This window comes from Sphingomonas panaciterrae (assembly GCF_036890205.1).
Classification (GTDB): domain Bacteria; phylum Pseudomonadota; class Alphaproteobacteria; order Sphingomonadales; family Sphingomonadaceae; genus Sphingomonas; species Sphingomonas panaciterrae.
Genome location: NZ_JAKNQR010000001.1, coordinates 1,035,695 through 1,059,867 on the forward strand (window position 1 = coordinate 1,035,695; position 24,173 = coordinate 1,059,867).

22 protein-coding genes are annotated in these 24,173 nt (G+C 66.9%); 11 read left to right on the top strand and 11 right to left on the bottom strand.

What is annotated here, in order from left to right; all coding sequences use genetic code 11:
• Positions 1-6: 6 nt before the first annotated feature.
• The 3 genes from L8F96_RS05110 to L8F96_RS05120 form a co-directional block, all read right to left on the bottom strand.
• Positions 7-1,470 (bottom strand): MATE family efflux transporter, encoded by a 1,464-nt coding sequence (locus L8F96_RS05110; protein ID WP_125944326.1) that lies wholly within the window; start codon positions 1,468-1,470, stop codon positions 7-9.
• A gap of 142 nt (positions 1,471-1,612) precedes the next feature.
• On the bottom strand, positions 1,613-2,047 hold the full coding sequence (locus L8F96_RS05115) for a CoA-binding protein (protein WP_046409919.1): 435 nt from the start codon (positions 2,045-2,047) through the stop codon (positions 1,613-1,615).
• A 68-nt stretch (positions 2,048-2,115) separates the two neighbouring features.
• Complete coding sequence (locus L8F96_RS05120) at positions 2,116-3,066, bottom strand: Mrp/NBP35 family ATP-binding protein (RefSeq protein WP_334655354.1); 951 nt, start codon at positions 3,064-3,066, stop codon at positions 2,116-2,118.
• Positions 3,067-3,137: 71 nt separating this feature from the next.
• Between L8F96_RS05120 and hflK the strand changes: the two genes are divergently transcribed.
• The 4 genes from hflK (at position 3,138) to L8F96_RS05140 (ending at position 8,516) form a co-directional block, all read left to right on the top strand.
• A complete protein-coding gene (gene hflK / locus L8F96_RS05125; RefSeq protein WP_046409916.1) occupies positions 3,138-4,253 on the top strand; it encodes a protease modulator HflK in 1,116 nt (371 codons plus the stop codon).
• Positions 4,250-5,119: a protease modulator HflC gene (gene hflC, locus L8F96_RS05130; protein WP_046409915.1), complete on the top strand. Its 870-nt coding sequence runs from the start codon at positions 4,250-4,252 to the stop codon at positions 5,117-5,119. Before hflK ends, hflC begins: the two co-directional genes overlap by 4 nt.
• A gap of 125 nt (positions 5,120-5,244) precedes the next feature.
• Positions 5,245-6,777: a Do family serine endopeptidase gene (locus L8F96_RS05135; RefSeq protein WP_046410041.1), complete on the top strand. Its 1,533-nt coding sequence runs from the start codon at positions 5,245-5,247 to the stop codon at positions 6,775-6,777.
• A 128-nt stretch (positions 6,778-6,905) separates the two neighbouring features.
• Positions 6,906-8,516 (top strand): helicase HerA-like domain-containing protein, encoded by a 1,611-nt coding sequence (locus tag L8F96_RS05140; RefSeq protein ID WP_334655358.1) that lies wholly within the window; start codon positions 6,906-6,908, stop codon positions 8,514-8,516.
• A gap of 76 nt (positions 8,517-8,592) precedes the next feature.
• On the opposite strand, the gene glnA is transcribed toward L8F96_RS05140, so the two are convergent.
• From glnA to map, 4 genes are all read right to left on the bottom strand, one after another.
• Positions 8,593-10,005 carry a type I glutamate--ammonia ligase gene (gene glnA / locus L8F96_RS05145; RefSeq protein WP_046409911.1) on the bottom strand — a complete coding sequence of 471 codons (1,413 nt, stop codon included), beginning with the start codon at positions 10,003-10,005 and terminating at the stop codon, positions 8,593-8,595.
• 92 nt (positions 10,006-10,097) lie between these two features.
• A complete protein-coding gene (locus L8F96_RS05150) occupies positions 10,098-10,436 on the bottom strand; it encodes a P-II family nitrogen regulator (protein WP_046409910.1) in 339 nt (112 codons plus the stop codon).
• A gap of 202 nt (positions 10,437-10,638) precedes the next feature.
• Positions 10,639-12,852 (bottom strand): PQQ-dependent dehydrogenase, methanol/ethanol family, encoded by a 2,214-nt coding sequence (locus tag L8F96_RS05155; RefSeq protein WP_334655360.1) that lies wholly within the window; start codon positions 12,850-12,852, stop codon positions 10,639-10,641.
• Positions 12,853-12,994: 142 nt separating this feature from the next.
• The gene (gene map, locus L8F96_RS05160; protein ID WP_301091011.1) at positions 12,995-13,822 is read right to left on the bottom strand and encodes a type I methionyl aminopeptidase; all 828 of its coding nucleotides are present in this window, start codon (positions 13,820-13,822) and stop codon (positions 12,995-12,997) included.
• 53 nt (positions 13,823-13,875) lie between these two features.
• On the opposite strand from map, the gene L8F96_RS05165 reads away from it, so the two are divergent.
• Positions 13,876-14,634, top strand: a complete 759-nt coding sequence (locus tag L8F96_RS05165; protein WP_334655364.1) for a competence/damage-inducible protein A — start codon at positions 13,876-13,878, stop codon at positions 14,632-14,634.
• 15 nt (positions 14,635-14,649) lie between these two features.
• On the opposite strand, the gene L8F96_RS05170 is transcribed toward L8F96_RS05165, so the two are convergent.
• The 4 genes from L8F96_RS05170 to L8F96_RS05185 all read right to left on the bottom strand — a co-directional run bounded on the left by L8F96_RS05170 (position 14,650) and on the right by L8F96_RS05185 (position 18,059).
• On the bottom strand, positions 14,650-15,465 hold the full coding sequence (locus tag L8F96_RS05170) for a GGDEF domain-containing protein (RefSeq protein WP_331386567.1): 816 nt from the start codon (positions 15,463-15,465) through the stop codon (positions 14,650-14,652).
• 160 nt (positions 15,466-15,625) lie between these two features.
• Entirely contained in the window at positions 15,626-16,759 is a 1,134-nt protein-coding gene (locus tag L8F96_RS05175) for an NAD(P)H-dependent flavin oxidoreductase (protein WP_334655369.1), read from the bottom strand.
• 127 nt (positions 16,760-16,886) lie between these two features.
• On the bottom strand, positions 16,887-17,627 hold the full coding sequence (locus L8F96_RS05180) for a TorF family putative porin (RefSeq protein WP_301091017.1): 741 nt from the start codon (positions 17,625-17,627) through the stop codon (positions 16,887-16,889).
• The gene (locus L8F96_RS05185; protein WP_125944109.1) at positions 17,628-18,059 is read right to left on the bottom strand and encodes a hypothetical protein; all 432 of its coding nucleotides are present in this window, start codon (positions 18,057-18,059) and stop codon (positions 17,628-17,630) included.
• Between the two features lie 174 nt (positions 18,060-18,233).
• Between L8F96_RS05185 and L8F96_RS05190 the strand changes: the two genes are divergently transcribed.
• The 6 genes from L8F96_RS05190 (at position 18,234) to leuC (ending at position 24,148) form a co-directional block, all read left to right on the top strand.
• Positions 18,234-19,529, top strand: a complete 1,296-nt coding sequence (locus L8F96_RS05190) for a M20/M25/M40 family metallo-hydrolase (RefSeq protein ID WP_334655373.1) — start codon at positions 18,234-18,236, stop codon at positions 19,527-19,529.
• Positions 19,530-19,597: 68 nt separating this feature from the next.
• Positions 19,598-20,248 (top strand): HAD-IA family hydrolase, encoded by a 651-nt coding sequence (locus tag L8F96_RS05195; RefSeq protein WP_046409899.1) that lies wholly within the window; start codon positions 19,598-19,600, stop codon positions 20,246-20,248.
• Between the two features lie 157 nt (positions 20,249-20,405).
• Complete coding sequence (locus L8F96_RS05200; RefSeq protein ID WP_125944107.1) at positions 20,406-21,122, top strand: CoA transferase subunit A; 717 nt, start codon at positions 20,406-20,408, stop codon at positions 21,120-21,122.
• A 50-nt stretch (positions 21,123-21,172) separates the two neighbouring features.
• Positions 21,173-21,970, top strand: a complete 798-nt coding sequence (locus L8F96_RS05205; RefSeq protein WP_417158945.1) for an HAD family acid phosphatase — start codon at positions 21,173-21,175, stop codon at positions 21,968-21,970.
• Positions 21,970-22,611, top strand: a complete 642-nt coding sequence (locus tag L8F96_RS05210; RefSeq protein WP_334655376.1) for a CoA transferase subunit B — start codon at positions 21,970-21,972, stop codon at positions 22,609-22,611. Before L8F96_RS05205 ends, L8F96_RS05210 begins: the two co-directional genes overlap by 1 nt.
• Before the next feature lie 106 nt (positions 22,612-22,717).
• Positions 22,718-24,148, top strand: a complete 1,431-nt coding sequence (gene leuC, locus L8F96_RS05215; RefSeq protein ID WP_145118106.1) for a 3-isopropylmalate dehydratase large subunit — start codon at positions 22,718-22,720, stop codon at positions 24,146-24,148.
• Positions 24,149-24,173 lie beyond the last annotated feature (25 nt).

Here is a 24,173-nt window from a genome sequence, read left to right on the forward strand (position 1 = left end):
GGCCCGTCAGGGCACCGGCTTCAGGCTTCCCGCCGGCTCGATATCGGCATGGCTGCGCTCATCGGAATGGCTTTCCGGCACCAGCAGCCCGCCCTCGCGCCACCCGCCATAACGGTAATAGAGCGCCGCCAGCAGCAGGTTGGCACCCGAGCCCACGGGAAAACTCCACCACAAGGCGTCCGGGCCGATGATCGGCAGCAAGGCAAAGGCAACGCCCAGCCGCACCGGGAACATCGCGATCGTCATGATCGCCAGCGGGCCCCAGACGGCGCCATTGGCGCGGATCACCCCGAACAGCACCATCGTCCCGCCGAACATGATGAAGCCCCAGGTGGCCAGCAGGTTGATATGCTGCGCGATCGGCAGCACCGGGCTGGCCCCGGGAATGAACAGGCCGATGATGACGGTGTCGAGCACCAGCACCAGCACGACGGTCGCCGCGGTGATCGCGACATTGTAGATGATGCCCGCCCGCGTGATCTGCGCGACCCGGTCCCACCGCCCGGCACCGATATTCTGCGCCGCCATCGCCGATACCGCCGCGCCGATCGCCATCGCCGGCATCTGCACATAGCCCCACAGTTGCTGGACGATGCCGTACGCCGCCACCGTGTCGATCCCGTTGCGGTTAACCAGCCCGACCATCGCGAGCGCCGACACCGATAGCACCAGCATCTGCGCCCCGATCGGCACGCCCTTGCCAACGATCGTGCGCACCAGTGTCGGTTCGGGCAGGATGTAGCGTATCTCCTCGCCCTTCAGCCGCAGCGGCAGGTCGCGCCACGCGATCCACGCCACCAGGGCGCCCAGCGCGACGATATTGGCGATCAGCGTCGCGGTGGCCGACCCGGCGATGCCCATGCGCGGAAACGGCCCGATTCCGGCGATCAGCAGCGGGTTCATCACCGCATCGATCAGCACCGCCAGCCCCATGAACCACAAGGGCGTTACTGAATCCCCGGTGCCGCGCAGCCCCATGAACATCAGCACCAGCAGCATCGACGGCGGCAGCGCGAGGAAGATGACGCGCAAGTAATCCAGCGCCGGCTCGAAGGCATCGGGCGGGGTGGCAAGCGCGGTCAGGATTTGCGGCGCATAGACCCAGCCGAGCGCGCCGACGGTAATCGACCCCATCAGCACCAAGCCGATCGCCGATCCGAACGCGCGCCGCGCCGCGTCGACGTCGCGCCGGCCCCAGCTTTGCCCGACGATGATCGTCGCCGCCATGCCGAAGCCGAAGACCGCGCCGAACATCAGGAACATGATGATATTGGCGTTGGACGTCGCCGCCAGTGCCCCTTCGCCCAGGAAACGCCCGACCCAGATCGCGTTGATCGATCCGTTCAGCGACTGGAGCACGTTGGAGGCCAGCGTCGGCAGTGCGAACATCAGCAGCGCCGATCCGATCGGCCCCGTCGTCAGATCGCGCTGACCGGGGCGGCCGTGCACATGGGCGACCGGTTCATCCATCTCGCCCCGCTCCCTCAACGCTGGCGCCGGCTTGTCGCCGGTCATGTCCTGTTTCTTGCGGCATCCCGCGCGCCGCGACAAGCCAGCGGCGACGCGCCAATGGTGAAATCATGAGCGGGCGGGGTTGCCCGCTGCCGGCGGGTCAGTCCGCGCTTACCGGCGCCACGCCCAGCCGCGGGATGTCGATCGCCGGGCAACGGTCCATCACCACCTTGAGCCCGGCCTGTTCGGCGCGCGCCGCGGCCTCGTTGTTGACCACGCCCAATTGCATCCACACCGCCTTGGCGCCCGCGGCAATCGCCTCGTCCACCGCTTCGCCTGCGGCCTCGGGACGGCGGAAGATATCGACCATGTCGATCGGCTCGCCGATCTGCGACAGCTCGCGAAAGACATATTCGCCGTGGACATGTTCGCCGGTGATCTGCGGGTTCACCGGGATCACGCGATAGCCATGATCCTGCAGCTTCTTCATCACGCCATAGCTTGGCCGGTCGGGACGGTCGGAGGCGCCGATCAGCGCGATGGTGCGGGTTTCCTCGAGCAGCGCCTTGATATCAGCATCGGCGGTCAGCGGCATGAAACGGCCTTTCGTCGGGTGGTCCGCCCGAGCCGCCGCCTGGTGCATGCGGCACGACCGGTGCTTTCCTAACGCCCGCCGCCGCCGCTGGTTTCCAGCCACCGCGCCACCGCTTCGCCCAGCGGGCGGAACACGGTGTCGTCGGGCCGCGCCGCCGGCGGCTCGCCGGCGTCCGACGCGGTGCGGATATCGATCGTCAGCGGCACCCGGCCCAGGAACGGCACGCCCAGCTCCGCCGCCGCCGCCTCAGCGCCGCCACAGCCGAACGGGTCCGACACTTCGCCGCAATGCGGACAGACATAGCCGGCCATGTTCTCAATGAGGCCGATGATCGGGATCCCCGCCTTGCCGAACAGGTCGATCGCGCGGCGCGCATCGATCAGCGCCAGGTCCTGCGGCGTCGACACGATCACCGCGCCCGCCGGGCGATATTTCTGGATCATCGTCAGCTGCACATCGCCCGTGCCCGGCGGCAGGTCGAGCACCAGCGTGTCGGTCGCGCCCCAGTCCGCCTCGACCAGCTGCCCCAGCGCGCCCGCCGCCATCGGCCCGCGCCACGCGATCGCCTTGCCCGGCTCGATCAGCTGCCCCATCGACAGCATCGGCACGCCATAGGGCGTCGGCACCGGCAGCAGCACCTTGTCCTTCGCCTGCGGCCGTTCGCCCTCCGCCGCCATCAGTCGCGGCTGCGACGGGCCATAGATATCGGCATCGACCAGCCCGACGCGCCGCCCGGCATGGCGAAGCGCGATGGCAAGGTTCGCCGACACCGTCGACTTGCCCACCCCGCCCTTGCCGCTCGCCACCGCGATCAGCCGGCGGGTCGCGCGCTCCGCCGTCACCACGACACGGCCGTTGGGGCCGATCGCCATCCGCACCGCCGCTTCCATCGCGTCGCGCGCCTTGGCGTCGAGCCCGGTCGCGTCCAGCACCACGCCGATCCGGTCGCCTTCCACTCGCACGCTCGCACGCTCGCCGGCGACCGCGGCCACCGCCTGTTTTGCCTCTTTCTCGTCCATGCCGCGGCCCGATACGCCCTTCGGACGCGCGGGGCACTGTTTTTCGCGCGTCGTGTACCTATAAAGACCCTATGACCATGATGCCGCAGTGGCTGCGCCGACCGCCTATCCTGATGAACGATTCCTCCAATGGCCCGTGGGGCAACGGCGGCAGCGACGATACCAACGCCGGCCCGCGCAATCCCTGGGCGGTGCCGCCCGGCGGTCGCAAGGGTGCGCCAAAGGCGACCGCGCTCGACGAATTCCTGAAACGAGCCCGTGGCGGCGGTTCGGGTGGCGGCGGCGGTGGTGGGCCGCAGATGCCACTCGGCGCCAATTCGCGTAACCTGTGGCTGATCGGCGCCGCGCTGATCGTCGCGGCCTGGATCCTGTTCACCTCGGTCCACCAGATCGGCCCGCAGCAGCGCGGCGTGGTGACGTTCCTCGGCCGCTATTCGGGCATGCTCGATCCGGGCATCCGCCTCACCCTGCCCGCCCCCCTCGTGTCGGTGCAAAAGGTCGACGTGGAGGCGGTGCGCGTCGACGAATTCCCCCGCGACGGCAGCGAAAACGTGCTGACGGGCGACCAGAACATCCTCGACCTCGCCTACACCGTCCGCTGGCGCGTCGATAACCCGCGCGACTTCGTGTTCGAGATTAAGGACCCGGTCGAAACCGTCCGCGCCACCGCCGAAAGCGCGATGCGCGCGGTGCTCGCGACGACGACGCTCAACGAGGCGATCGGCGCCGGCCGTACCAACATCGAGGCGCGCGTCGCCCAGATGATGCAGCAGATCCTGAACGAATATCACGCTGGCGTGCGCGTCCAGGGCGTCTCGATCCGCCAGGCCGCTGCCCCCGCCAGCCTGATCGACGATTTCAACGCCGTCACCGCCGCCCAGCAGGAAGCGGTCGGCAATCTCAACAATGCGCGCAGCTATTCGGAGCAGGTGATCGCCCGCGCCCAGGGTGAGGCCGCGGCGTTCGACAAGGTCTACGAACAGTATCGCCTTGCGCCGGAGGTGACCCGCCGCCGCATGTATTATGAAACCATGGAGGCCGTGCTGGCCAAGACTGACAAGACGATTGTTGAAACCCCCGGCGTCTCGCCGCTGCTGCCGCTCGACCGTGCACGCAAGCTGACCGAGCCGCAGACCGGCGCGGCGGCGGCGGCAACGCCCGCCCCGGCGGCGGAGGCCGGCCGATGAGCGCGCTGTTCCGCAATCCCGTTGCGGTCGGCTTCGCCGCGCTCGGCGCGGTGATCGTCGGCGCCGCCAGCTTCGCGATCGTGCCGGAGACGAAGCAGGCGGTGATCCTGCGCCTCAACAATCCGATCCGCCTGGTGAACCAGTGGCAGAACGATCAGGTGATCGGGCGCACCGGCGCCGGCCTGATCGCGCGCGTCCCGTTCATCGACAAGATCGTTTGGATCGACAAGCGCGTGCTCGACGCCGATCTCGACAATACGCTGGTGCTCTCGACCGATCAGCTGCGACTGAACGTGGACGCCTTCGCGCGCTTCCGCATCGTCGATCCGCTGCGCGCGGTCACCTCGACCGGCAGCACGTCGAACACCGAGGAACGCGTGGCGGATCAGCTTCGCCCGCTGCTCGGCACGGCGCTTCGCAACGAACTGGGCAAGGTGCCCTTCGCCGTCCTGCTCAGCCCCGAGCGGGGCAAGGTGATGGACGCGATCCAGGCCTCGCTGCAACGCGACGCGCGCCAATATGGCGCGGCGATCGTCGACGTCCGGATCAAGCATGCCGACCTCCCCGACGGCAGCCCGCTCGACAGCGCGCTCCAGCGGATGCGCACCGCGCGCCAGCAGGAGGCGAATACGATCCGGGCGCAGGGCCAGAAGCAGGCACAGATCGTGCGCGCGGAGGCGGATGCCCGCGCCGCGAGCATCTATGCCGACGCCTTCAGCAAGGATCCCAAGTTCTACGATTTCTATCGGGCGATGCAGTCCTACCGCCACACCTTCGGTGCTGACGGAAATGCGCGGCCGGAAGGATCGACGAATATTATAATGAGCCGGGACAATGCCTATCTGAAGGAATTCAACGGGCGCTGACCTGATTTCGCGCAAGCGCAACGGGAAAGCGGCCGGTTCGTTCACATTCAAACGCCGTTCATCGACCCGGCGGCATTGGAAACTTGGTCCGGTCCTGCCGGACAAACGAGAGGAACATGACGATCGTGCGTTACGCCTATGCGCTTACTGGCGCTCTTCTCCTCGGCGGCACTGCCGCTTCGCTTGCCTTGCAGCACCCTGCCTCTGCGCAGAGCGCGCAGAACGAGCCGGGGACGATGCAGGCATCGGCGCCGCGCGCCGGCGCGCCGATGAGCTTTGCCGATCTGGTCGCAAAGCTTCAGCCGGCGGTTGTCAACATTTCCACCGATCAGAAGGTGACGGTGGCGCAGCCCGCCAATCCGTTCGCCGGCACGCCCTTCGCCGAATTGTTCGGCCAGTTCGGCGGTCGCGGCGGGCAGAATGGCGCACCGATCACGCGTGAGGCGCAGTCGCTCGGCTCGGGCTTCATCATCTCGCCCGACGGCTATGTCGTCACCAACAACCACGTCGTCGCGCCGGGCAACCGCCAGGCGACCGTGGAGGCGATCCGCGTCACGCTGCCCGATCGCAAGGAATATGTGGCGAAGCTCGTCGGCCGCGACACCGCGTCCGACCTCGCGCTGCTGAAGATCGATGCTCCGGGCCCGCTGCCCTATGTGCGCTTCGGCGATTCGGCGCGCGCGCGTGTCGGTGACTGGGTGGTCGCGATCGGCAACCCGTTCGGCCTTGGCGGCACCGTCACCGCCGGCATCGTCTCGGCGGTTCACCGCGTGACGGGCCAGGGCGGCGCCAACGATCGCTTCATTCAGACCGACGCCTCGATCAACCAGGGCAATTCGGGCGGCCCGATGTTCAACCTGAACGGCGAAGTGATCGGCATCAACAGCCAGATCTTCTCGCAGTCGGGCGGCAACATCGGCATCGGCTTCGCCATTCCGGCGGAGGACGCAAAGCCGATCATCGACACGCTGATGAAGGGCAAGCCGGTTCAGCGCGGCTATATCGGCGTGCAGATCCAGCCGCTGAACGACGACATCGCCGCGGCGCTCGGCCTGCCGAAGAATTCGGGTGAGATCATCGCCCGCGCCGAGCCGGGTGGCCCGGCGGCGAAGGGCGGCCTGCGCGCCGGTGACGTCGTCACCCGCGTCAACGGCGAGCAGGTCACGCCGGAAACGACCTTGTCCTACCTCGTCGCCAATGTCGCGCCGGGCCAGCAGGCAAAGCTCGACGTGATCCGTGACGGCAAGCCGACCACGGTCACCGTGACCACCACGGTGCGTCCGGCCGAGGAGCAGCTCGCCCAGCAGCTCGGCGGCGGCGACGACAGCTTCGGCGAGGATAGTGAGGGACCCGCCGTTCCGGCCTCGAACAGCATCGGCGTGACGGTGCAGCCGCTCACTCCGACGATCGCCCGTCAGGTCGGTGTCGATTCCACCGTGCAGGGCGCAGTGATTTCGGCCGTCGATCCCTCCAGCGACGCCGGCCGCAAGCTGCGCCGCGGCGACGTGATCGTCTCGATCAACTCGACGCCGGTGCGCACCGCGGCCGATATCGCCCGCGGCGTTCAGGCGGCCAAGTCGGCCAACCGTCCGCAGGTGCTGCTGTCGGTCGTGCGCGGGCGCAACCCCCCGGCGTTCATCGCGGTGAAGATCAAGTAATCACCACCGCGTGCTGAACTGAAAAAGGGGCCTCGCACCGATGGTGCGGGGCCTTTTTTTGGTTGAACGATGCTCGCCGCGCTCACGCCACATGCGCTAGGCGGGAACGATACGGACGGGAGGTCAGCATGGGCGACGGCATCTTCATCGGCGCGGCTTCGGGCGGCACGTCGCCGCAATATCTCAGCCTTCGTCTCGCCAACCGCCACGGGCTGATCGCCGGCGCCACCGGTACCGGCAAGACGGTGACCGTGCAGGGCATCATCGAAGGCTTCTCGGCCGCCGGCGTCCCCTGCTTCGTCGCCGACGTGAAGGGCGATCTCGCCGGCCTCGCCATGCCCGGTGCGCCGCAGGCGAAAGCCCACGCCGCCTTTGCCGCGCGCGCCGCCGCGATCGGCGACAGTGGCTGGGCCTATGCCGATCGCCCGGTGCAATTCTGGGATCTCTACGGGGAACAGGGCCATCCTGTCCGCACCACCATCTCCGAAATGGGCCCGCTCATGCTCTCGCGGCTGCTCGGGCTGAACGAGGTGCAGGAAGGGGTGATGACGATCGCCTTCCACCTCGCGGACGAGGACGGCCTCCTGCTGCTCGACCTCGACGATCTACAGGCCATGCTGGTGCATTGCGCGGAGCGTGCGGCGGAACTCACCACCCGCTATGGCAATGTCTCCAAGCAGTCGATCGGCGCGATCCAGCGTTCGCTGATGCAATTGCGCAGCCAGGGCGGCGACCGTTTCTTCGGCGAACCCGCGCTCGATCTTACCGATTTCATGCAGACCGACGATCGCGGCCGCGGCGTGGTCAACATCCTCGCCGCCGACCGGCTGATGGCCGCGCCGAAGCTCTATGCGACCTTCCTCCTGTGGCTCTTGTCGGAGCTGTTCGAAACGCTGCCCGAGATCGGCGACCCTGACCGCCCAGCGCTGTGCTTCTTCTTCGACGAGGCGCATCTCCTGTTCGATGATGCGCCTGCCTCGCTGGTCGACAAGATCGAGCAGGTCGTCCGCCTGATCCGCTCCAAGGGCGTCGGCGTCTATTTCATCACCCAGAACCCGATCGACATTCCCGACAGCATCGCGGGACAGCTCAACAACCGCATCCAGCACAAGCTGAACGCCTTCACCCCGCGCGATCAGAAGGCGGTGCGCAGCGCCGCCGAGACGTTCCGCGCCAACCCCGGCGTCGACGTCGCCGCCGCGATCACGCAGTTGCAGATCGGCGAGGCGCTCGTCTCGCTGCTCCAGCCCGATGGCGCCCCCTCACCGGTCACCCGCACGCTGATCCGCGCACCACAAAGCCGCGTCGGGCCGTTGACCGCCGATGAGCGGCGGATGATCATCACCACCGATGCGATCGGCAATCGCTACGACACGCCGATCGACCGTGAATCGGCCGAGGAACTGCTCGCGGCGAAGAGCGCGGAGGCACTGGCCGCGGCTGCGCAGACCAAGGCCGAAAATGACATGAAACGGGCCGAAGCGAGCCAGGCACAGGCCGCCGCCCGCGCGGCGAAGGCCGCCGAACGGGCCCGTATCGCGGAAGAACGGGCGGCCGCCTCATCTCCCTGGGGCCGCGCGATGGACTCCGCCACCCGCGCCGCCGGCTCCTCGATCGGGCGTCAGGTGGCTAACGAACTCGGCCGCCAGGTCTTCGGCGGCGGCCGCCGGAAATCATCCTCCGGCAACCTTGCTGGCTCGATCCTGCGCGGCGTCCTCGGCGGTCTGTTCCGCGGCTGAATGCCCGGACAATGCGCATGAAAAAAGGGGCGCCCGCACCGGCGGACACCCCCTTTCTTCGTCAGATCTTAGGCGCTTAGGCGCTGTAATACATGTCGTATTCGACCGGGCTCGGCGTCATTTCCCAGCGTGCGACTTCGCTCCACTTCAGCTCGACATAAGCCTCGATCTGATCCTTGGTGAACACGTCGCCCTTCAGCAGGAAGTCGTGATCGGCCAGCAGGCTGTCGAGCGCCTCGCGCAGCGACGCGGCGACGGTCGGAACCTCGGCCAGCTCTGCCGGCGGCAGGTCATAGAGGTTCTTGTCCATCGCATCGCCCGGATGGATCTTGTTCTGGATGCCATCCAGACCAGCCATCAGCAGCGCGGCATAAGCGAGGTACGGGTTCGCCATCGCATCCGGGAAGCGCACCTCGACACGCTTCGACTTGGCGCCCGTGCCGTACGGAATACGGCAGGAGGCCGACCGGTTGCGGCTCGAATAGGCCAGCAGCACCGGCGCCTCATAACCCGGCACCAGCCGCTTGTAGCTGTTAGTGGTCGGGTTGGTGAAGGCGTTGATCGCCTTGGCGTGCTTGATGATGCCGCCAATGAAATACAGGCAGGTGTCGCTCAGCCCGGCATAGCCGTTGCCGGCGAACAGCGGGTTGCCCTTCTCCCAAATCGAGAAGTGCGTGTGCATGCCCGAACCGTTATCTTCCTTGATCGGCTTGGGCATGAAGGTCGCCGACTTGCCATAGGCATGCGCCACCTGATGCACGACGTACTTGTAGATCTGCATCCGGTCGGCGGTCGTGGTCAGCGTGCCGAAGGTGAGGCCCAGCTCATGCTGCGCGGCCGCCACCTCATGGTGATGCTTGTCGCACGGCAGGCCCATTTCGAGCATGGTCGACACCATCTCGCCGCGGATATCGACGGCGCTGTCGACCGGCGCGACCGGGAAATAGCCGCCCTTGGCACGCGGGCGATGCGCAAGGTTGCCACCCTCGTACTCGCGGCCGGTGTTGGTCGGCAGCTCGATATCGTCGATCTTGAAGTAGGATTCGGCGTAATTCGTGTCGAACTGCACGTTGTCGAACATGAAGAATTCGGCTTCGGGGCCGACATAGACGGTGTCGCCAACGCCGGTCGAGGCGACATAAGCCTCGGCGCGCTTCGCCGTGGTGCGCGGATCACGGGTATAGCCCTCGCCGGTCGACGGCTCGAGGATGTCGCAGAACACGATCAGCATTGGCGTCGCGGAGAAGGGATCGTTATAGATCGCGTCCAGATCCGGCTTCAGGATCATGTCGCTCTCGTTGATCGCCTTCCAGCCTTCGATCGACGAGCCGTCGAACATCAGGCCGTCGGTCCACTCATCCTCGCCCATCACGCTGGCGACCATGGTCAGGTGCTGCCACTTGCCCTTGGGATCGGTGAAGCGGAGATCGATCCACTCGATCTCTTCGTCCTTGATACGCTTGATGACGTCTGCGGCGGTCGTTGCCATTGCTCTGATCTTCCTCTGCGGGTTCCTGGCGCGGCCAGGACTTTCTCGTTGCCGGGGCGGCCCGATTCTATGCCGGGCCGTTTGTTAAGGGTTCAGATCGCGTCGTCGTTTCGCTCACCCGTGCGGATGCGCATTGCCGTTTCGACCGGGATGACGAAGATCTTGCCGTCGCCGATCCGCCCGGTCTGCGCGGCCTGGGCAATCGCCTCGACCACGCGTTCGACCAGGCCGTCCTCGACGACCACCTCGAGCTTCACCTTGGGCAGGAAGTCGACGACATATTCGGCACCGCGATATAATTCGGTATGGCCCTTCTGCCGCCCGAACCCCTTCGCCTCGGTCACCGTGATTCCGGACACGCCCACCTCATGGAGCGCCTCCTTCACCTCATCGAGCTTGAACGGTTTGATGATCGCTTCGATCTTCTTCACGCGGAAACGCCCACCCCTGGTTAGAACCCTCGCCCCGGTGTCTGGTGCTTGCATCGAACGTGCCAGCCGGGGCCGCGAAGGGCAAGGTGGCGACTCGCCTTCTTCCCTTGAGAAAGCGCCGCCCAAAAATCAGGCAGCCGGCGGGCGATGCCACTTTCTAGGGCAGCGCCCACCCATGCATGCGCCGATCACCAGGTCGCCGTCACCGAACCCCCGTCGGTACGGGAGAGGCGGCGGCGCCCGGCCGGGGCGTTACCACCTTGGTGGCACCGGCGAGGTTCTTCTGCGCCCAATGCGCCTCGTCGATGACATAGAGGCGGATCAGCTGCGCCTGTTCGGGCGTCAGCACCTTGGCGAAGCTGACCATGCCGCGGACCTTCAGCATCCCGTCGATCAGGATCGCCTTCCACGTGTCGGGGTCGCTCAGCGTCGCGGAGCGCTGCAGGTTCGGCAGCACGCCGCCGCCGCCAGCGCTCGCGCCGTGGCAGACCTGGCAATAGCGGCCGAACAGCGCCTGGCCCTGCGCCACCTGCTGCGGCGTCGCCTTGTTCTCGGGCAGGTTCACCGGGGTCGAATCCTGCGGCGTGGTACCGGGTAGCTTGGCCGTGCCGCCGAGCTTGAACACCAACAGGCGCGGCACGTTGGGCACGTCGCGGGCCTTGCCGATGGCATAGCCGATCGACAGCGGCAGCGCGCCGCCACGCCCGGCGAGCACCGCGACATATTGGTCGTTGCCGATCATGAAGGTCGCGGCGCCGGCCATGATCCCGGTGCCGACCGGATAGGTGAAGAGCTGCTTGCCGGTATCCGCGGCATAGGCCCGGAACTCGCCCAGCGCCGTCCCCTGGAACACGAGATTGCCCGCGGTGGTCATCGTGCCGCCGTTCCACGGCGTCGGATAATTCACCGTCCAGCGCGCCTTGTTGGCGACCGGATCCCAGGCGACGAGCCGCCCGGTGGCGCCCGCAATCGCCTGCTTCACCGCCGCGGGATCGCGCGGATACATGGCATTGCCGAGATCCTGGCCGACGTTGAAGCCAAGCGGCTTCGCCTGATCCAGATCCGACGACGGGTTGAGATAGGCCGAGCCGACGATCTGTGCCGGAATATAGGCAAGGCCTGCCTGCGGGTTGAAGCTCATCGGCTGCCAATTGTGCGCGGCGATGGCGCTCGGCACCGCAACGAACGGCTTGCCCGTCTTGTAATAGCGCGCTTCCGGGTTCTCGATCGGGCGCCCCGTCTTCAGATCATAGCCGCTCGCCCAGTTGACGCCGGGGATGAACTGGCCGGCGTTGATCAGCTTCCCGTTCGTGCGATCGACCACGTAGAAAAAGCCGTTCTTGGGCGCCTGCATCAACACGCGGCGCTGCTTGCCGCCAATGTTGAGCGTGGCGAGGTTGATCGGCTGGGTGGCGGTGAAGTCCCACGTCTCGCCCGGCGTCTCCTGATAATGCCAGACATATTCGCCGGTATCGGGCTTCAGCGCGACAATCGAGGAAAGGAACAGGTTGTCGCCCTTGCCCTCGCTCCGCAGACCATGGTTCCAGGGCGAACCGTTGCCGACGCCGAGGTACAGCTGGTCTAGCTCCGCGTCATAGACGATCGAATCCCACACCGTGCCGCCGCCGCCGGACTGCTTCCACTGGCCGTTCTCCGACCAGGTCGGCGCGACCTTCGCCATCGCCGCGTCGCTTGCCTCGCCGTCCGGCGCACCGGTCGGGTTGGGGACGGTGTAGAAGCGCCACTTCTTCGCGCCGGTGCCGGCATCATAAGCGGTGACATAGCCGCGCACGCCGAACTCCGCGCCGCCATTGCCGATGACGACCATGCCCTTCACCACGCGCGGCGCGCCGGTGATGGTGTAAGGCTTTGAATTGTCGGTCGTCTGGACCGACCAGTCCTGCTTGCCGGTGGCGGCGTCGAGCGCGATCAGACGACCGTCGATCGTGCCGACATACAGCCGCCCCTTCCATGCCGCGACGCCGCGGTTGACCACGTCACAACAGGCCTCGACACCCTTCGCCTTGTCGACGCCGGGATCGAACTCCCACAATTTCTGCCCGGTTCCCGCATCATAAGCGAACACCTTGGACCAGGGACCCGTGACGAAGAGCTTGCCGTCGATGACGACGGGGGTCGCCTCCTGGCCGCGCGCATCGGGCATGTCCGCATACCAGACGAGGCCCAGCTGATCGACATTGCCGGCGTTGATCTGGGTCAGCGGGGAGAAACGCTGTTCCTGATAGTTGAAGCCGGCCATCGCCCAATCGCGGCCGTCGCCGCCGGTGGTCAGAAGCGCGCCATCGACCTTGCCAACGCCGGTGGCGGCGCTGCGATCGGCTGCATTTTCGGTGGTTGTCGCCGCCTTGCACGCCGTCAGCGCGAGCGCCGCGACCAGCGCATATCCAAGCCGCATGTTCCTCTCCCCCGCCCCTTGCTGAGGCTTTGGCGCGGGAGACTGACGCAGGTTGGTTCGGAAGGGAAGTGGCGATCACCTGTCACAATGGACAGGTGATCTTAGTCAGCGCGCCGCCCTGAACGGCGCGGCGACGGTCCGGTCAAAGATACGGCGGCTTGTGCAGACCGGCGGGCGAGAGCGTGAAGATTTCGCATCCGTCCTCGGTGATGCCGATCGAATGCTCGAACTGCGCCGACAGCGACCGGTCGCGCGTCACCGCCGTCCAGCCATCGTCGAGCAGCTTCACATCGGGCCGCCCGATGTTGATCATCGGCTCGATGGTGAAGATCATCCCCGGCTTCAGCTCCGGCCCCGTTCCCGGCCGCCCGACATGAACCACTTCCGGCGCGTCGTGGAACAGGCGTCCCAGGCCATGGCCGCAGAAATCGCGCACCACGCCATAGCGGTGCGACTCTGCATGGCGCTGAATGACATGCGCCACATCGCCCATCGTGTTGCCCGGCTTCGCCTGCTCGATGCCGAGCATCAGGCATTCATAGGTCACGTCGACCAGGCGCCGCGCCTTCAGCGGCACGTCACCAATCAGGTACATCCGCGACGAATCGCCGTGCCAGCCATCGACGATCGGGGTCACGTCGACGTTGACGATATCGCCCGACTTTAGCGTCTTCTCGCTGGGGATGCCATGGCAGACCACATGGTTGATCGAGATGCAGCAACTGTGCGTGTATCCGCGATAGCCCAGCGTCGCCGGCACCGCGCCACGGCTGGTGATGAAATCGTACACCAGCCGATCGATCTCGGCCGTGGTCACGCCAGGCACCATGTGCGGCACGATCATGTCGAGCGTTTCGGCCGCCAACCGCCCTGCGGCGTGCATTCCGGCGAAGGCCTCTGGTCCATGAAGCTTGATCGCTCCATTGCGTCCCAGCGGCGCGTCGCTGGTCACGGTCACATATTCGGTCATGCCCGCGGATATAGCGTGACGGGCGCACTTTTGCGAGGCTATGCCAGTGCCGCATGAACAGCGAACGCATCTGGACCGCCGCTCTCGTGGTGATCGGGGACGAGATTCTCTCCGGACGCACGCAGGACAAGAACGTCGCGCAGATCGCGCAATGGCTGAACGTCCAGGGCATCCGCCTGGTTGAGGTGCGCGTGGTGCCCGACCGGCAGGAGGCGATCGTCGAGGCGGTCAACATCCTGCGCGCGCGCAACGATTACCTGTTCACCACCGGCGGCATCGGGCCGACGCATGACGACATCACGGTGGACGCGATCGCCACGGCGCTTGGCGTCGGCGTCGTTCATCACCCCAAGGCGGTGGCGGTGCTGGAACGTTATTATGGATCGCGCGACGGGATCACCGATGCGCGGCTTCGCATGGCGCGCGTGCCCGAGGGTGCGAGCCTGATCGAAAACCGCATGTCGGGTGCACCGGGCATCCACATCGGCAACATCTTCATCATGGCGGGCGTGCCCAACATCACGGCCGGAATGCTTGATTCGCTCACCGGCACGCTGGAGGGCGGCCGCCCCGTCGTCAGCCGGCAGATCGGCTGCTGGGTGGCGGAAAGCGAGATCGCGGAGCTACTCAGCCACGCGGAACGCACCCATGCCGGCGTCGCGATCGGCAGCTACCCGTTCTTTCGCGAGGGGCGCACCGGCGCGAACTTCGTCGTGCGCTCGTCGGATCCTGCCGCCGTCGACGCCTGTATCACCGATCTGACCGCCGCGCTGGAAGCGGCCGGCCACACGGTCTTTCCCGACGGCATCTGACTGCCGCTGCGCTGGTCAGATGCGCAGCTCCGCACTGCTCAGAATGCGGGCGCGCCCGCGATGTTTTGCCTCGTACAGCGCTGCGTCTGCCCGTCGCGTCGCCTCGTCGAAGGTCCCGCGCGATGCAGCGGTGGTGCCGGCGGAGAAGCTGAGCGGCCGGTCCCCGACATGCGCCAGCGGATCGGCGCGCAGCCGCTCCGCGATCCGCATCAGCACTGCCTGGGCCACCGCCTCGGTCGCACCGGGGAAATAGATCAGGAATTCCTCGCCACCCCAGCGCGCCACCATGTCCGTGCGGCGCACGGCGGCAACCAGCCTGTGCGCGAAATCGTGCAGCACCCGGTCGCCCGTCTCATGGCCAAGCAGGTCGTTGACCAGCTTGAAATGGTCGAGGTCGACCAAAGCCAGGGCGCCGGCGGTATGATGTTCGGGCATGGCGTCGAGCTGCGCCAGCAGGCCGCGGCGATTGAGCACGCTGGTCAGCGGATCCTGCACAGCGTCGCGCTGAAGCGACCGCATCCGTTCGGCGGTCGATTGCGCCGCGCGGTTGATCCCGGCGAGCAGGCGCGCGACCAGATCATTGCCCGATACCAACGGCACGCTCGGCACCTGGCCCTCCTCCGCCTCGTTCAGCGCCTTGGCCGCAAGATGGATCGGTGCGAGCAGCGCGAAGATACCCGCCAGCGCCAGCGCCAGACCCAGCACCGTCGCGCCGACGACCACCAACACCCCCGTCGGATCCAGCCGATGCGTCGCCGCCGCCCAGATGATGAAGCCGAGCAGCGGAAGATGAGTCGCAACGAAGCAGACGGCAAAGATCCGCAGCTGCAAGCTTCGCGGGAAAATGAATGAGCTTGCCCGGTACAAGCGCATACGAACCAGATCCTCCGTGCACACGCCAGTCTCAGCGTTGCCTGGCCGGCATGGCGACGCGAACCTTACTCAAAGATTGACGGTCAGCCGAGGATGCGGCCGAATGCGACCAATCGTTTCAGCTTTCGACCAGTCCCATCATCCGCTCCATCGCCTCGGCGAACTCCAGCTTGAAATCCTGCACCACTTGCCCCGCTGGCCGGACCTGATCGACAAGGCCGACGCCCTGCCCCACGAAGTATGTCACCATGTCGCGCGCGGCCGGGTCCCCTTTCTGCGCCGCGATATCGCACGCGCGGATCGCAGGTTCGCTGATCAGGCTCTGGTACGGCATCGGCAGCGGTCCGGGCGAGTTCGGCCCTTCCCACGCATCGGTCCACGCCGAGCGCAGCTGGCGGGAAGGCTTGCCGGTGCGGCTCTTCGACCGCACCGTGTCGCGTGACGTCGCCTCGACCATCTTCTCGCGGAACACGTCCGAACATTCGCTCTCCGGCGTCGCGAGCCAGACCGATCCGGTCCACACGCCGTCGGCCCCCATCGCCATTGCCCCCGCCATCTGGCTGCCGGTCATGATCCCACCCGCGGCAAGGATCGGCACGCGCTTCCCTTGCGCCTCCAGCGCGCGGATCACCTCGGGCACCAGCACCATGGTAGAAACCTCGCCGCAATGGCCGCCGGCCTCGCCGCCCTGCACCACCAGAATGTCGACGCCTGCGTCCACCTGCCGCAGGGCATGTTCCTTCGCCCCGACCAGCGCCGCGACCGGCACGCCGCGCTCGCGCCCCATGTCGATCATCGCCTGCGGCGGCACGCCCAGCGCGTTGGCGATCAGCTTGATCGGGTGGCGGAACGCCACGTCGAGCATCGCCAGCGCCAGATTGGGATCGAACGGCGCCGGTGCGTCGCTGTCAGGGCGCTCGGGCGGCAGCGAGAAGTGATGCTTTTCCGCCAGTTCGCCGACGAAGGCGCGGTGCTGCGGCGGCACCTTGTCCATGATCGACGCGCGGGTCAGCCCCTTCGCACCGCCGGTCGCCAGATTTTCGGGGATCAGCACGTCGAGGCCATAAGGCTTGCCGTCGACATGCGCGTCGATCCACGCCAGCTCGGTCTCCAGGCTTTCCAGCGTGTGCCCGGTCGCGCCCAGCACGCCAAACCCGCCAGCGCGGCTGACCGCGGCGACCACGTTGCGGCAGTGGCTGAAGGCGAGCAGCGGGAAATCGATTCCCAGCATCGCGCAGATTGGCGACTTCATACATCTTCTCCCACGGTGTTTTGCAGCTTTGTTGCCGTTTCAGCGGGGGAAGAAAAGAGACCTCGTCAGGAAATTTTGCGCCGGGGTGCAGCCCCGCTTCAGCGGGCTGAATTCCCGGCACCCGTTGTCAGAAGCTGATCGCCAGCCGTGCCGTCACCTTGTCACCGGTGTGCCGCGGATTGGCGAAGGGGGAGGCGAGCACGCGATCATCGATGTCGGTGCCGGTGTACAGCACGCCGATGCTGAATGGCCCGGTGATGTGATCCACGCCCAGCGACCAATCGGTGTAATTCCCGCCGGGGCGAAGCCGCGCCGCGCGCTGCCAGTCATCCACGCTGCCGGACGAATGCCCGACGGAGGCGTTCACGGTAAATGGCGTCGCCGGCACCCCCACGCGCGCGCGTGCGCCGATCCATAGATTGTCGCCGCCGATCGCGGACTGGCTGGGTGCGTAGCGCGCGTCCACGCCAAGCTCTGCCGGGCCCAGCGCATAGCTCGCGCCAAGGCCGCCCTCGACATAGTCCATGCCGCCCCTCGCCCCGGCAAACAGGTGCCCGGCGACGAAACCGTCCAGCCGCAGCCCGCCGCCAATGTCACGCGTGAAGCCGCCCGTCACGTCGAACACGGCGTCAGCGCCGCCATGTCGTGGGTCGCCCCGCGTGCCGGTGGCCCGCACGCCCAGGTCCAGCCCGAACGGCACACTGGCCCGCACGCTCGCCGCGGGCGCCACCTTTCCGTCGCTCCAGCTGATGCCACGACGACGCTCATCCGTCGCGATCTCGACACTGCCGCCAACCGCAACCTGCGCGATCGCGGGCGAGGCCAGGGCACATAGGCCGGCGGCCGCCATCATCCCGACTGCGCGCACTTAGCTGCGCCCCGCGGCATGGGCGGTATCAAGCTCTAGCGCCAGAACCTCACGGTCCCGCTCAGCCACCGCGAGAAGATGCGCGCGCGTATCTGCGCTGCGGGCCGCAATGTCCTGCGCGATCGCGCCGCGCTGCGCCGAGCACCAGCCCGCGCGGCTGCCCTCCACCGGCGCATCGCCAGCGATCGTGCGGGCGAGAACATGGCCCGCCGTGCTACGCGCCTCGCGTGCGACGCTGACGTTGGCACGCCAGACGCAACGCAGCGTGCTGGCGCGGCCGGCGGCGCCCACTGCGCCGACCTGCTTATGGGTGACGTCAGTCGCGCTCTGGTACGTCACGTCGACCCGCTGGCCCTGATGATCAATCTCGACACGGTGCGCCTCCGGCTGAGGCGCGCCGAGCAACAGCCCGGCAAGGATGGCAACATTCATGTTCGGTCTCCTGCGGTGCGTCCGGCTTGGTGCCCGATCGCCACTGCCGCACCGACCCGTGCAGCAATCCTCCCATGGCGCAGCGTCGCCGGGGGTTCAATCTGCGCCCCGTAACGCAACGATTTGATACACCCACCCTGTTCACGGACCGGCTGCTTTGTTAGCCCGCCGTGCATGATCCTGCGCACCGCCCTTGCCGCCCTCGCCCTGCTCACCACCGCCGCCACCAGCGCGCCGGAAAAGCGGATGGGGGAGGTGGTCGCGAGCGAAGCGCCGCGCCACGAGGCCTTGCTGGAAAAGCTGGTGCTGCAGAATTCGGGCAGCCTCAACCTTGCCGGGGTGAAGGCCGTCGGCGAGATGATGCGCGCCGAACTGGCGCCACTTGGCTTCACCGTTGACTGGGTCGACATGACGGCGACGGGCCGCGCAGGCCACATCGTCGCGACCCACAAGGGTAACGGCCGTGGCAAGCGCATCCTGCTGATCGGCCACCTCGACACCGTGTTCGAACCCGACAGTCCCTTCACCGGCTGGAAGCGGGAGGGCGACCGCGTGACCGGCCCCGGCGTTGGCGATGACAAGGGCGGGCTGGTCGTGATCGTCGCCGCCTTGCGTGCGATGCAGGCCGCCGGAACCCTGCGCAATGCCGATATCAAGATCGTCCTGACCGGCGACGAGGAAAAGACCGGCGCGCCGCTGGACGTCGCCCGCCGCGATCTCGTCGACGCGGGCAAATGGGCCGACATCGCACTGGAATATGAGAATGTCGCCCGCGATGGCGACCAGGAATATGCCACCACCGCGCGGCGAAGCTCGACCAACTGGGAACTCGTCACGGCCGGCAAGACGGGCCATTCCAGCGGCATCTTCAATGCGTCGATGGGCTATGGCGCGGTGTACGAGATGGCGCGCATCCTCGACGAATTTCGCCGCACGCTTGCGGAACCGAACCTCACCTACAATGCCAGCGTCGTCGTCGGCGGCACGCCCGCCGCGCTCGACGATGCCGGCGTGAAGGGCACCGCGGAGGGCAAGACCAACGTGATCCCCGCCCGGGCGGTCGTGCGCGGCGATCTGCGCAGCCTGACGCCGGAACAGGATGCCAAGGCAAAGGCGGCGATGACGGCAATCGTTGCCCGCCACCTGCCCGGCACCCAGGCGTCGATCCGCTTCTTCGAAGGCTATCCCTCGATGCCGCCGACCGCGGCCAACCGCGCGCTGATGAACGAGCTGAACGCGGTCAATCGCGACCTCGGCCTGCCCGAGATGCTGGAAATGGACCCCGCCAAGCGCGGCGCGGCGGATTCCAGCTTCGTCGCCGCGGACGCGGTAACGCTGGGCGGGATGGGCGTGGCCGGTGGCGGCGCGCATGCGGTGGGCGAGTGGGTCGATCTCACCAGCCTGCCGCGCCAGGCGCTGCGCAGCGCGGTCCTCATCTCGCGCCTCGCCGCGCAGCCGCGCGGGAAATAAGCGCCGCACGCGGCGTTTGCGATCGGCCAGCCCCCTCGGACATCTCAACCACCTTTAAGGACCACTTCATGCGCGACACCGTGATCTTTGACTTCGGCGGGGTAATCACCTCTTCGCCTTTCGAGGCCTTCAACCGGCTGGAGCGCGAACGTGGTCTGCCGGAGGATCTGATCCGGCAGATCAACGCCACCAACCCGGACGAAAACGCCTGGGCCTTGTTCGAGCGGGCGGAAATCGATGCTGCCGGTTTCGACGCGCAGTTCGCCGAAGAAGCGCGCGCCCTGGGCCATGAACTGCGCGGCGAGGATGTCCTGCTCCTGCTCTCCGGCGACATCCGTCCCCGCATGGTCCACGCGCTCGATTGGCTGAAGCGCAACGGCTATCGCCTTGGCTGCATCACTAACAATGTGCCCGCTGGCGAAGGTGCCGGCATGTCGCGCAGCGCCGAAAAGGCAGCCAAGGTCGCCGAGATCATGGCGCGGTTCGATCATGTGATCGAATCGAGCAAGGTGGGCATCCGCAAGCCCGATCCGCGTATCTATGAAATGATGCTCGAAACGCTGGGCAAGCCAGCCGACAAGTGCGTGTACCTCGATGACCTCGGCATCAACTGCAAGCCGGCTGCGCAGCTCGGCATTCACGCGATCAAGGTAAGCGACGAGACGCAGGCGCTGGCCGATCTTGCCGACGCGCTTGGGGTCGATCGCGCGGTTTTCTGATCGAGGGGCGGCACTACGCCAATGGCCCGGCGGAGCGCCTCGCCGGGAGGTTGGCTCTTGCCGCCGCTCGCCCCCGCATTCCCGCCGAGCCCGCCGCCTTGAACCCCTTTCGCCCAGCCGCTAACCGGCGCAAACCAGCGAAAAGAGGCGGCGTTTCATGAACAAGCTCTATCCCGATGCCGCGGCGGCGCTCGATGGTCTGCTGCATGACGGGATGTTGATCTGCGCCGGCGGCTTTGGCCTGTGCGGCATTCCCGAACGCCTGATCGACGCGGTGCAGGCGTCCGGCGTGAGGGACCTCACCGTCGCCAGCAACAACGCCGGCATCGATGGCGAGGGCCTCGGCAAGCTGCTGCGCACACGCCAGATCAAGAAGATGATCTCCAGCTATGTCGGCGAGAACAAGGAGTTCGAGCGCCAGTATCTGTCGGGCGAGCTGGAGGTGGAATTCTGCCCGCAGGGGACGCTGGCCGAGCGGTGCCGCGCTGGCGGTGCGGGCATCCCGGGCTTCTACACCAAGACCGGCGTCGGCACGCTGGTCGCCGAGGGCAAGGAAGTGAAGGTGTTCGACGGCGAGGAATATATCCTCGAACGGGGCATCCGCGCTGACCTCAGCATCATCAAGGGCTGGAAGGCGGACGAGAGCGGCAACCTCATCTTCCGCAAGACGGCGCGCAACTTCAACCAGCCGATGGCGACCGCCGGCCGCATCTGCGTCGCCGAGGTGGAGGAAATCGTTTCCGTCGGCAGCCTTGATCCCGACGCGATCCACCTCCCCGGCATCTACGTCAACCGGCTGGTCGTCGGCGCGCCCTACGACAAGAAGATCGAATTCCGCATGACGCGTCCTCGCCCCACCGGCACTGCCGCGTGAGGAAGGTTCTGGCGCTTGCCGCCGCCGCATCGTTGGCGGGCTGCGCGACCATGCCGGCGCCGTCGCGCAGCGCCCGACCGGCGGTCGTGCCCGGCGCCATGCAATTTCTCTACGGTTCGGCTGAGGCGGCAGCGTTGAGCGAACAGGCCTATAATGCGCTGGTGGACAATGTCCGGCTGCGCGTCGCCGAGCCACGTCCATCAGAATCGGCGATCGTACTGCCCGGCGACGGTGCGCCGGTTGCCGCGTCGTGCGGCGACAAGCCCTTTGCCGCCGTGTTCGACATGGATGAGACCGCGATCCTCAATCTCGGCTACGAATATAACGACGCAGTGAGCGGCGCGGCGTTCGACGCCGGTCGCTGGGCGCGATGGGAATCGGGCGGCGCGGACAAGGTGGCCGCAGTGCCGGGCGCCACCGCCGCCTTCGCCGCGCTGCGCACGATGGGCGTGACGCCGATCATCAACACCAACCGCAATGTCGCCGCCGCAAAGGAGACCGCTGACGCTCTGGCGCGCGCCGGTCTCGGCAGCTTCGTGCATGGCGAAACATTGTTCCTGAAGGGCGACGCAGACGGCAAGTCCGCAAAGGACGGCCGCCGTCGCGCGATCGCCGCGCGCTGGTGCGTGCTGGCGCTGGGCGGTGACCAGATCGGGGATTTCAGCGATGCGCTGGAGGGAACACCGGCAGCACGGCGCGTGGCCGCCTCGTCGCCCCCTTATGCGGCGCGCTGGGGCAGAAGCTGGTTCATCCTCCCCAATCCCGTTTACGGCACCGGCCTCGGCAGCGGCTGGGACGATACCTTCCCGGCGGACAAGCGCTGGACCGACATGCAAGGAGCGAAGTGATGGCGTGGGATCGCAACCAGATGGCAGCGCGCGCCGCCCAGGAATTGCGCGACGGCTATTATGTGAACCTGGGCATCGGCATCCCGACGCTGGTCGCGAACAACATCCCGGACGGCATGACGGTGACGCTGCAGAGCGAGAACGGCATGCTCGGCATCGGGCCGTTCCCCTATGAAGGCGAAGAGGATCCGGACCTCATCAACGCCGGCAAGCAGACGATCAGCGCACTGCCAAGCAGCGTCTATTTCGGCTCCGACCAGAGCTTCGCGATGATCCGCGGCGGGCATATCGACCTGACCGTGCTCGGCGCGATGGAAGTCGCGGAAAACGGCGACATCGCCAACTGGATGATCCCCGGCAAGATGATCAAGGGCATGGGCGGCGCGATGGATCTCGTCGCTGGCGTGAAGAAGATCATCGTCGTGATGGAGCATGTCGCGAAGGACGGCAGTCCGAAGTTCATCCCGGCATGCACGCTGCCGCTGACGGGCAGGAATGTGGTCGACATGATCGTCACCGACCTCGCCGTTTTCCAGCGCCCCGATCACCAGAGCCGCTTCCGGCTGGTCGAACTGGCGCCCGGTGTGACCGTAGAGGAGATCGCCGGAAAGACGACGGCCACCTACGACGTCGCGCTCTGATCACCGACAGAAGGGCGGAAGGCGAACAGCTCGGCGCAATCTTTGTGCAGCGCAACGCCTAACGCTCTTCCATTTGTTGCGCATCTGCGGCTAAAGCGCGCGCGTCATGGCCAGTCGTCCGCTTACCCTCTACGAAAAGGTCTGGGCCGCGCATGTCGTCGAACGACGTGACGACGGCACGTGCCTGATCTACATCGATCGCCACCTCGTTCATGAGGTTACCAGCCCGCAGGCGTTCGAGGGGCTGCGCGTCGCCGGCCGCCGGGTGCGTCGTCCTGACCTGACGCTCGCCGTTCCCGATCACAACCTGCCCACGACGGCGCGGGTCGACATTGAGGGGCGCGAACTGCCGATCGCCGACGCCGACAGCGCGACGCAATTGTCCGCGCTGCGGCAGAATGTCGCTGACTTCGGCGTGCCGTACATCGATGCACTCGCTGCTGAACAGGGCATCGTCCATGTCGTCGGCCCCGAACAGGGGTTCACCCTCCCCGGCACCACCGTCGTATGCGGCGACAGCCACACCTCGGCGCACGGGGCGCTCGGCGCGCTCGCCTTCGGTATCGGCACCAGCGAGGTCGAGCATGTGCTCGCCACGCAGACGCTGCTGCTCAGCCCGTCGAAGACGATGGAAGTGCGGGTGGAGGGGACGCTGGGCTTCGGCGTGACCCCCAAGGACGTTATCCTGGCGATCATCGGCCGCATCGGCGCGGCGGGCGGCACCGGCTATGTCATCGAATATACCGGCAACGTCATCCGCGAGATGTCAGTCGAGGGACGGTTGACCGTCGCGAACATGTCGATCGAGGCAGGCGCGCGCGCCGGCATGATTGCCCCCGACGAAACCACCTTCGCCTATATCAAGGGGCGGCCGATGGCGCCCAAGGGCGCGGATTGGGACAAGGCCGTCGCCTGGTGGCGAACCCTGGCGACGGATCCGGGCGCGCGCTACGACCGCACCGTGGTGATCGATGCGTCCGAAATCGCGCCGGCGCTCACCTGGGGCACCAGCCCGGAGGACGTGGTGTCGATCACCGGCACCGTGCCGGAACCCGACAGCTTTGCCGATGCGTCGAAGCGCGAGGCAGCCAGGAAATCGCTCGATTATATGGGCCTGACGCCCGGCACCCGGCTTCAGGACGTCCCCGTCCAGCATGTCTTCATCGGATCGTGCACTAACAGCCGGATCGAGGACCTGCGCGCCGCCGCCGCCGTCGCGGATGGCCGGCGCGTTGCGGATGGCGTGCGCGCCATGGTGGTCCCCGGCTCTGGCCTGGTGAAGCGCCAGGCAGAGGCGGAGGGGCTCGATCGCATCTTCACCGCCGCCGGCTTCGAATGGCGGGAGCCGGGTTGCTCCATGTGCCTCGCGATGAACCCGGACAAGGTGCCGCCGGGCGAGCGCTGCGCCTCCACCTCCAACCGAAATTTCGTTGGCCGTCAGGGTCCTGGTGCGCGTACGCATCTGCTATCGCCCGCGATGGCCGCCGCCGCGGCTGTCACGGGGCACCTCGTCGACGTTCGCGAGTTGATGGCTTAAACAGGGGCTTGGCCACATGAAGAAA

Coding starts and splice junctions, on each gene's coding strand:
- L8F96_RS05110 (WP_125944326.1), bottom strand. CDS start 1,470: ATGGATGAACCGGTCGCCCATGTGCACGGCCGCCCCGGTCAGCGCGAT.
- L8F96_RS05115 (WP_046409919.1), bottom strand. CDS start 2,047: ATGCCGCTGACCGCCGATGCTGATATCAAGGCGCTGCTCGAGGAAACC.
- L8F96_RS05120 (WP_334655354.1), bottom strand. CDS start 3,066: ATGGACGAGAAAGAGGCAAAACAGGCGGTGGCCGCGGTCGCCGGCGAG.
- hflK (WP_046409916.1), top strand. CDS start 3,138: ATGACCATGATGCCGCAGTGGCTGCGCCGACCGCCTATCCTGATGAAC.
- hflC (WP_046409915.1), top strand. CDS start 4,250: ATGAGCGCGCTGTTCCGCAATCCCGTTGCGGTCGGCTTCGCCGCGCTC.
- L8F96_RS05140 (WP_334655358.1), top strand. CDS start 6,906: ATGGGCGACGGCATCTTCATCGGCGCGGCTTCGGGCGGCACGTCGCCG.
- glnA (WP_046409911.1), bottom strand. CDS start 10,005: ATGGCAACGACCGCCGCAGACGTCATCAAGCGTATCAAGGACGAAGAG.
- L8F96_RS05155 (WP_334655360.1), bottom strand. CDS start 12,852: ATGCGGCTTGGATATGCGCTGGTCGCGGCGCTCGCGCTGACGGCGTGC.
- map (WP_301091011.1), bottom strand. CDS start 13,822: ATGACCGAATATGTGACCGTGACCAGCGACGCGCCGCTGGGACGCAAT.
- L8F96_RS05165 (WP_334655364.1), top strand. CDS start 13,876: ATGAACAGCGAACGCATCTGGACCGCCGCTCTCGTGGTGATCGGGGAC.
- L8F96_RS05175 (WP_334655369.1), bottom strand. CDS start 16,759: ATGAAGTCGCCAATCTGCGCGATGCTGGGAATCGATTTCCCGCTGCTC.
- L8F96_RS05185 (WP_125944109.1), bottom strand. CDS start 18,059: ATGAATGTTGCCATCCTTGCCGGGCTGTTGCTCGGCGCGCCTCAGCCG.
- L8F96_RS05190 (WP_334655373.1), top strand. CDS start 18,234: ATGATCCTGCGCACCGCCCTTGCCGCCCTCGCCCTGCTCACCACCGCC.
- L8F96_RS05195 (WP_046409899.1), top strand. CDS start 19,598: ATGCGCGACACCGTGATCTTTGACTTCGGCGGGGTAATCACCTCTTCG.
- L8F96_RS05200 (WP_125944107.1), top strand. CDS start 20,406: ATGAACAAGCTCTATCCCGATGCCGCGGCGGCGCTCGATGGTCTGCTG.
- L8F96_RS05205 (WP_417158945.1), top strand. CDS start 21,173: ATGCCGGCGCCGTCGCGCAGCGCCCGACCGGCGGTCGTGCCCGGCGCC.
- L8F96_RS05210 (WP_334655376.1), top strand. CDS start 21,970: ATGGCGTGGGATCGCAACCAGATGGCAGCGCGCGCCGCCCAGGAATTG.
- leuC (WP_145118106.1), top strand. CDS start 22,718: ATGGCCAGTCGTCCGCTTACCCTCTACGAAAAGGTCTGGGCCGCGCAT.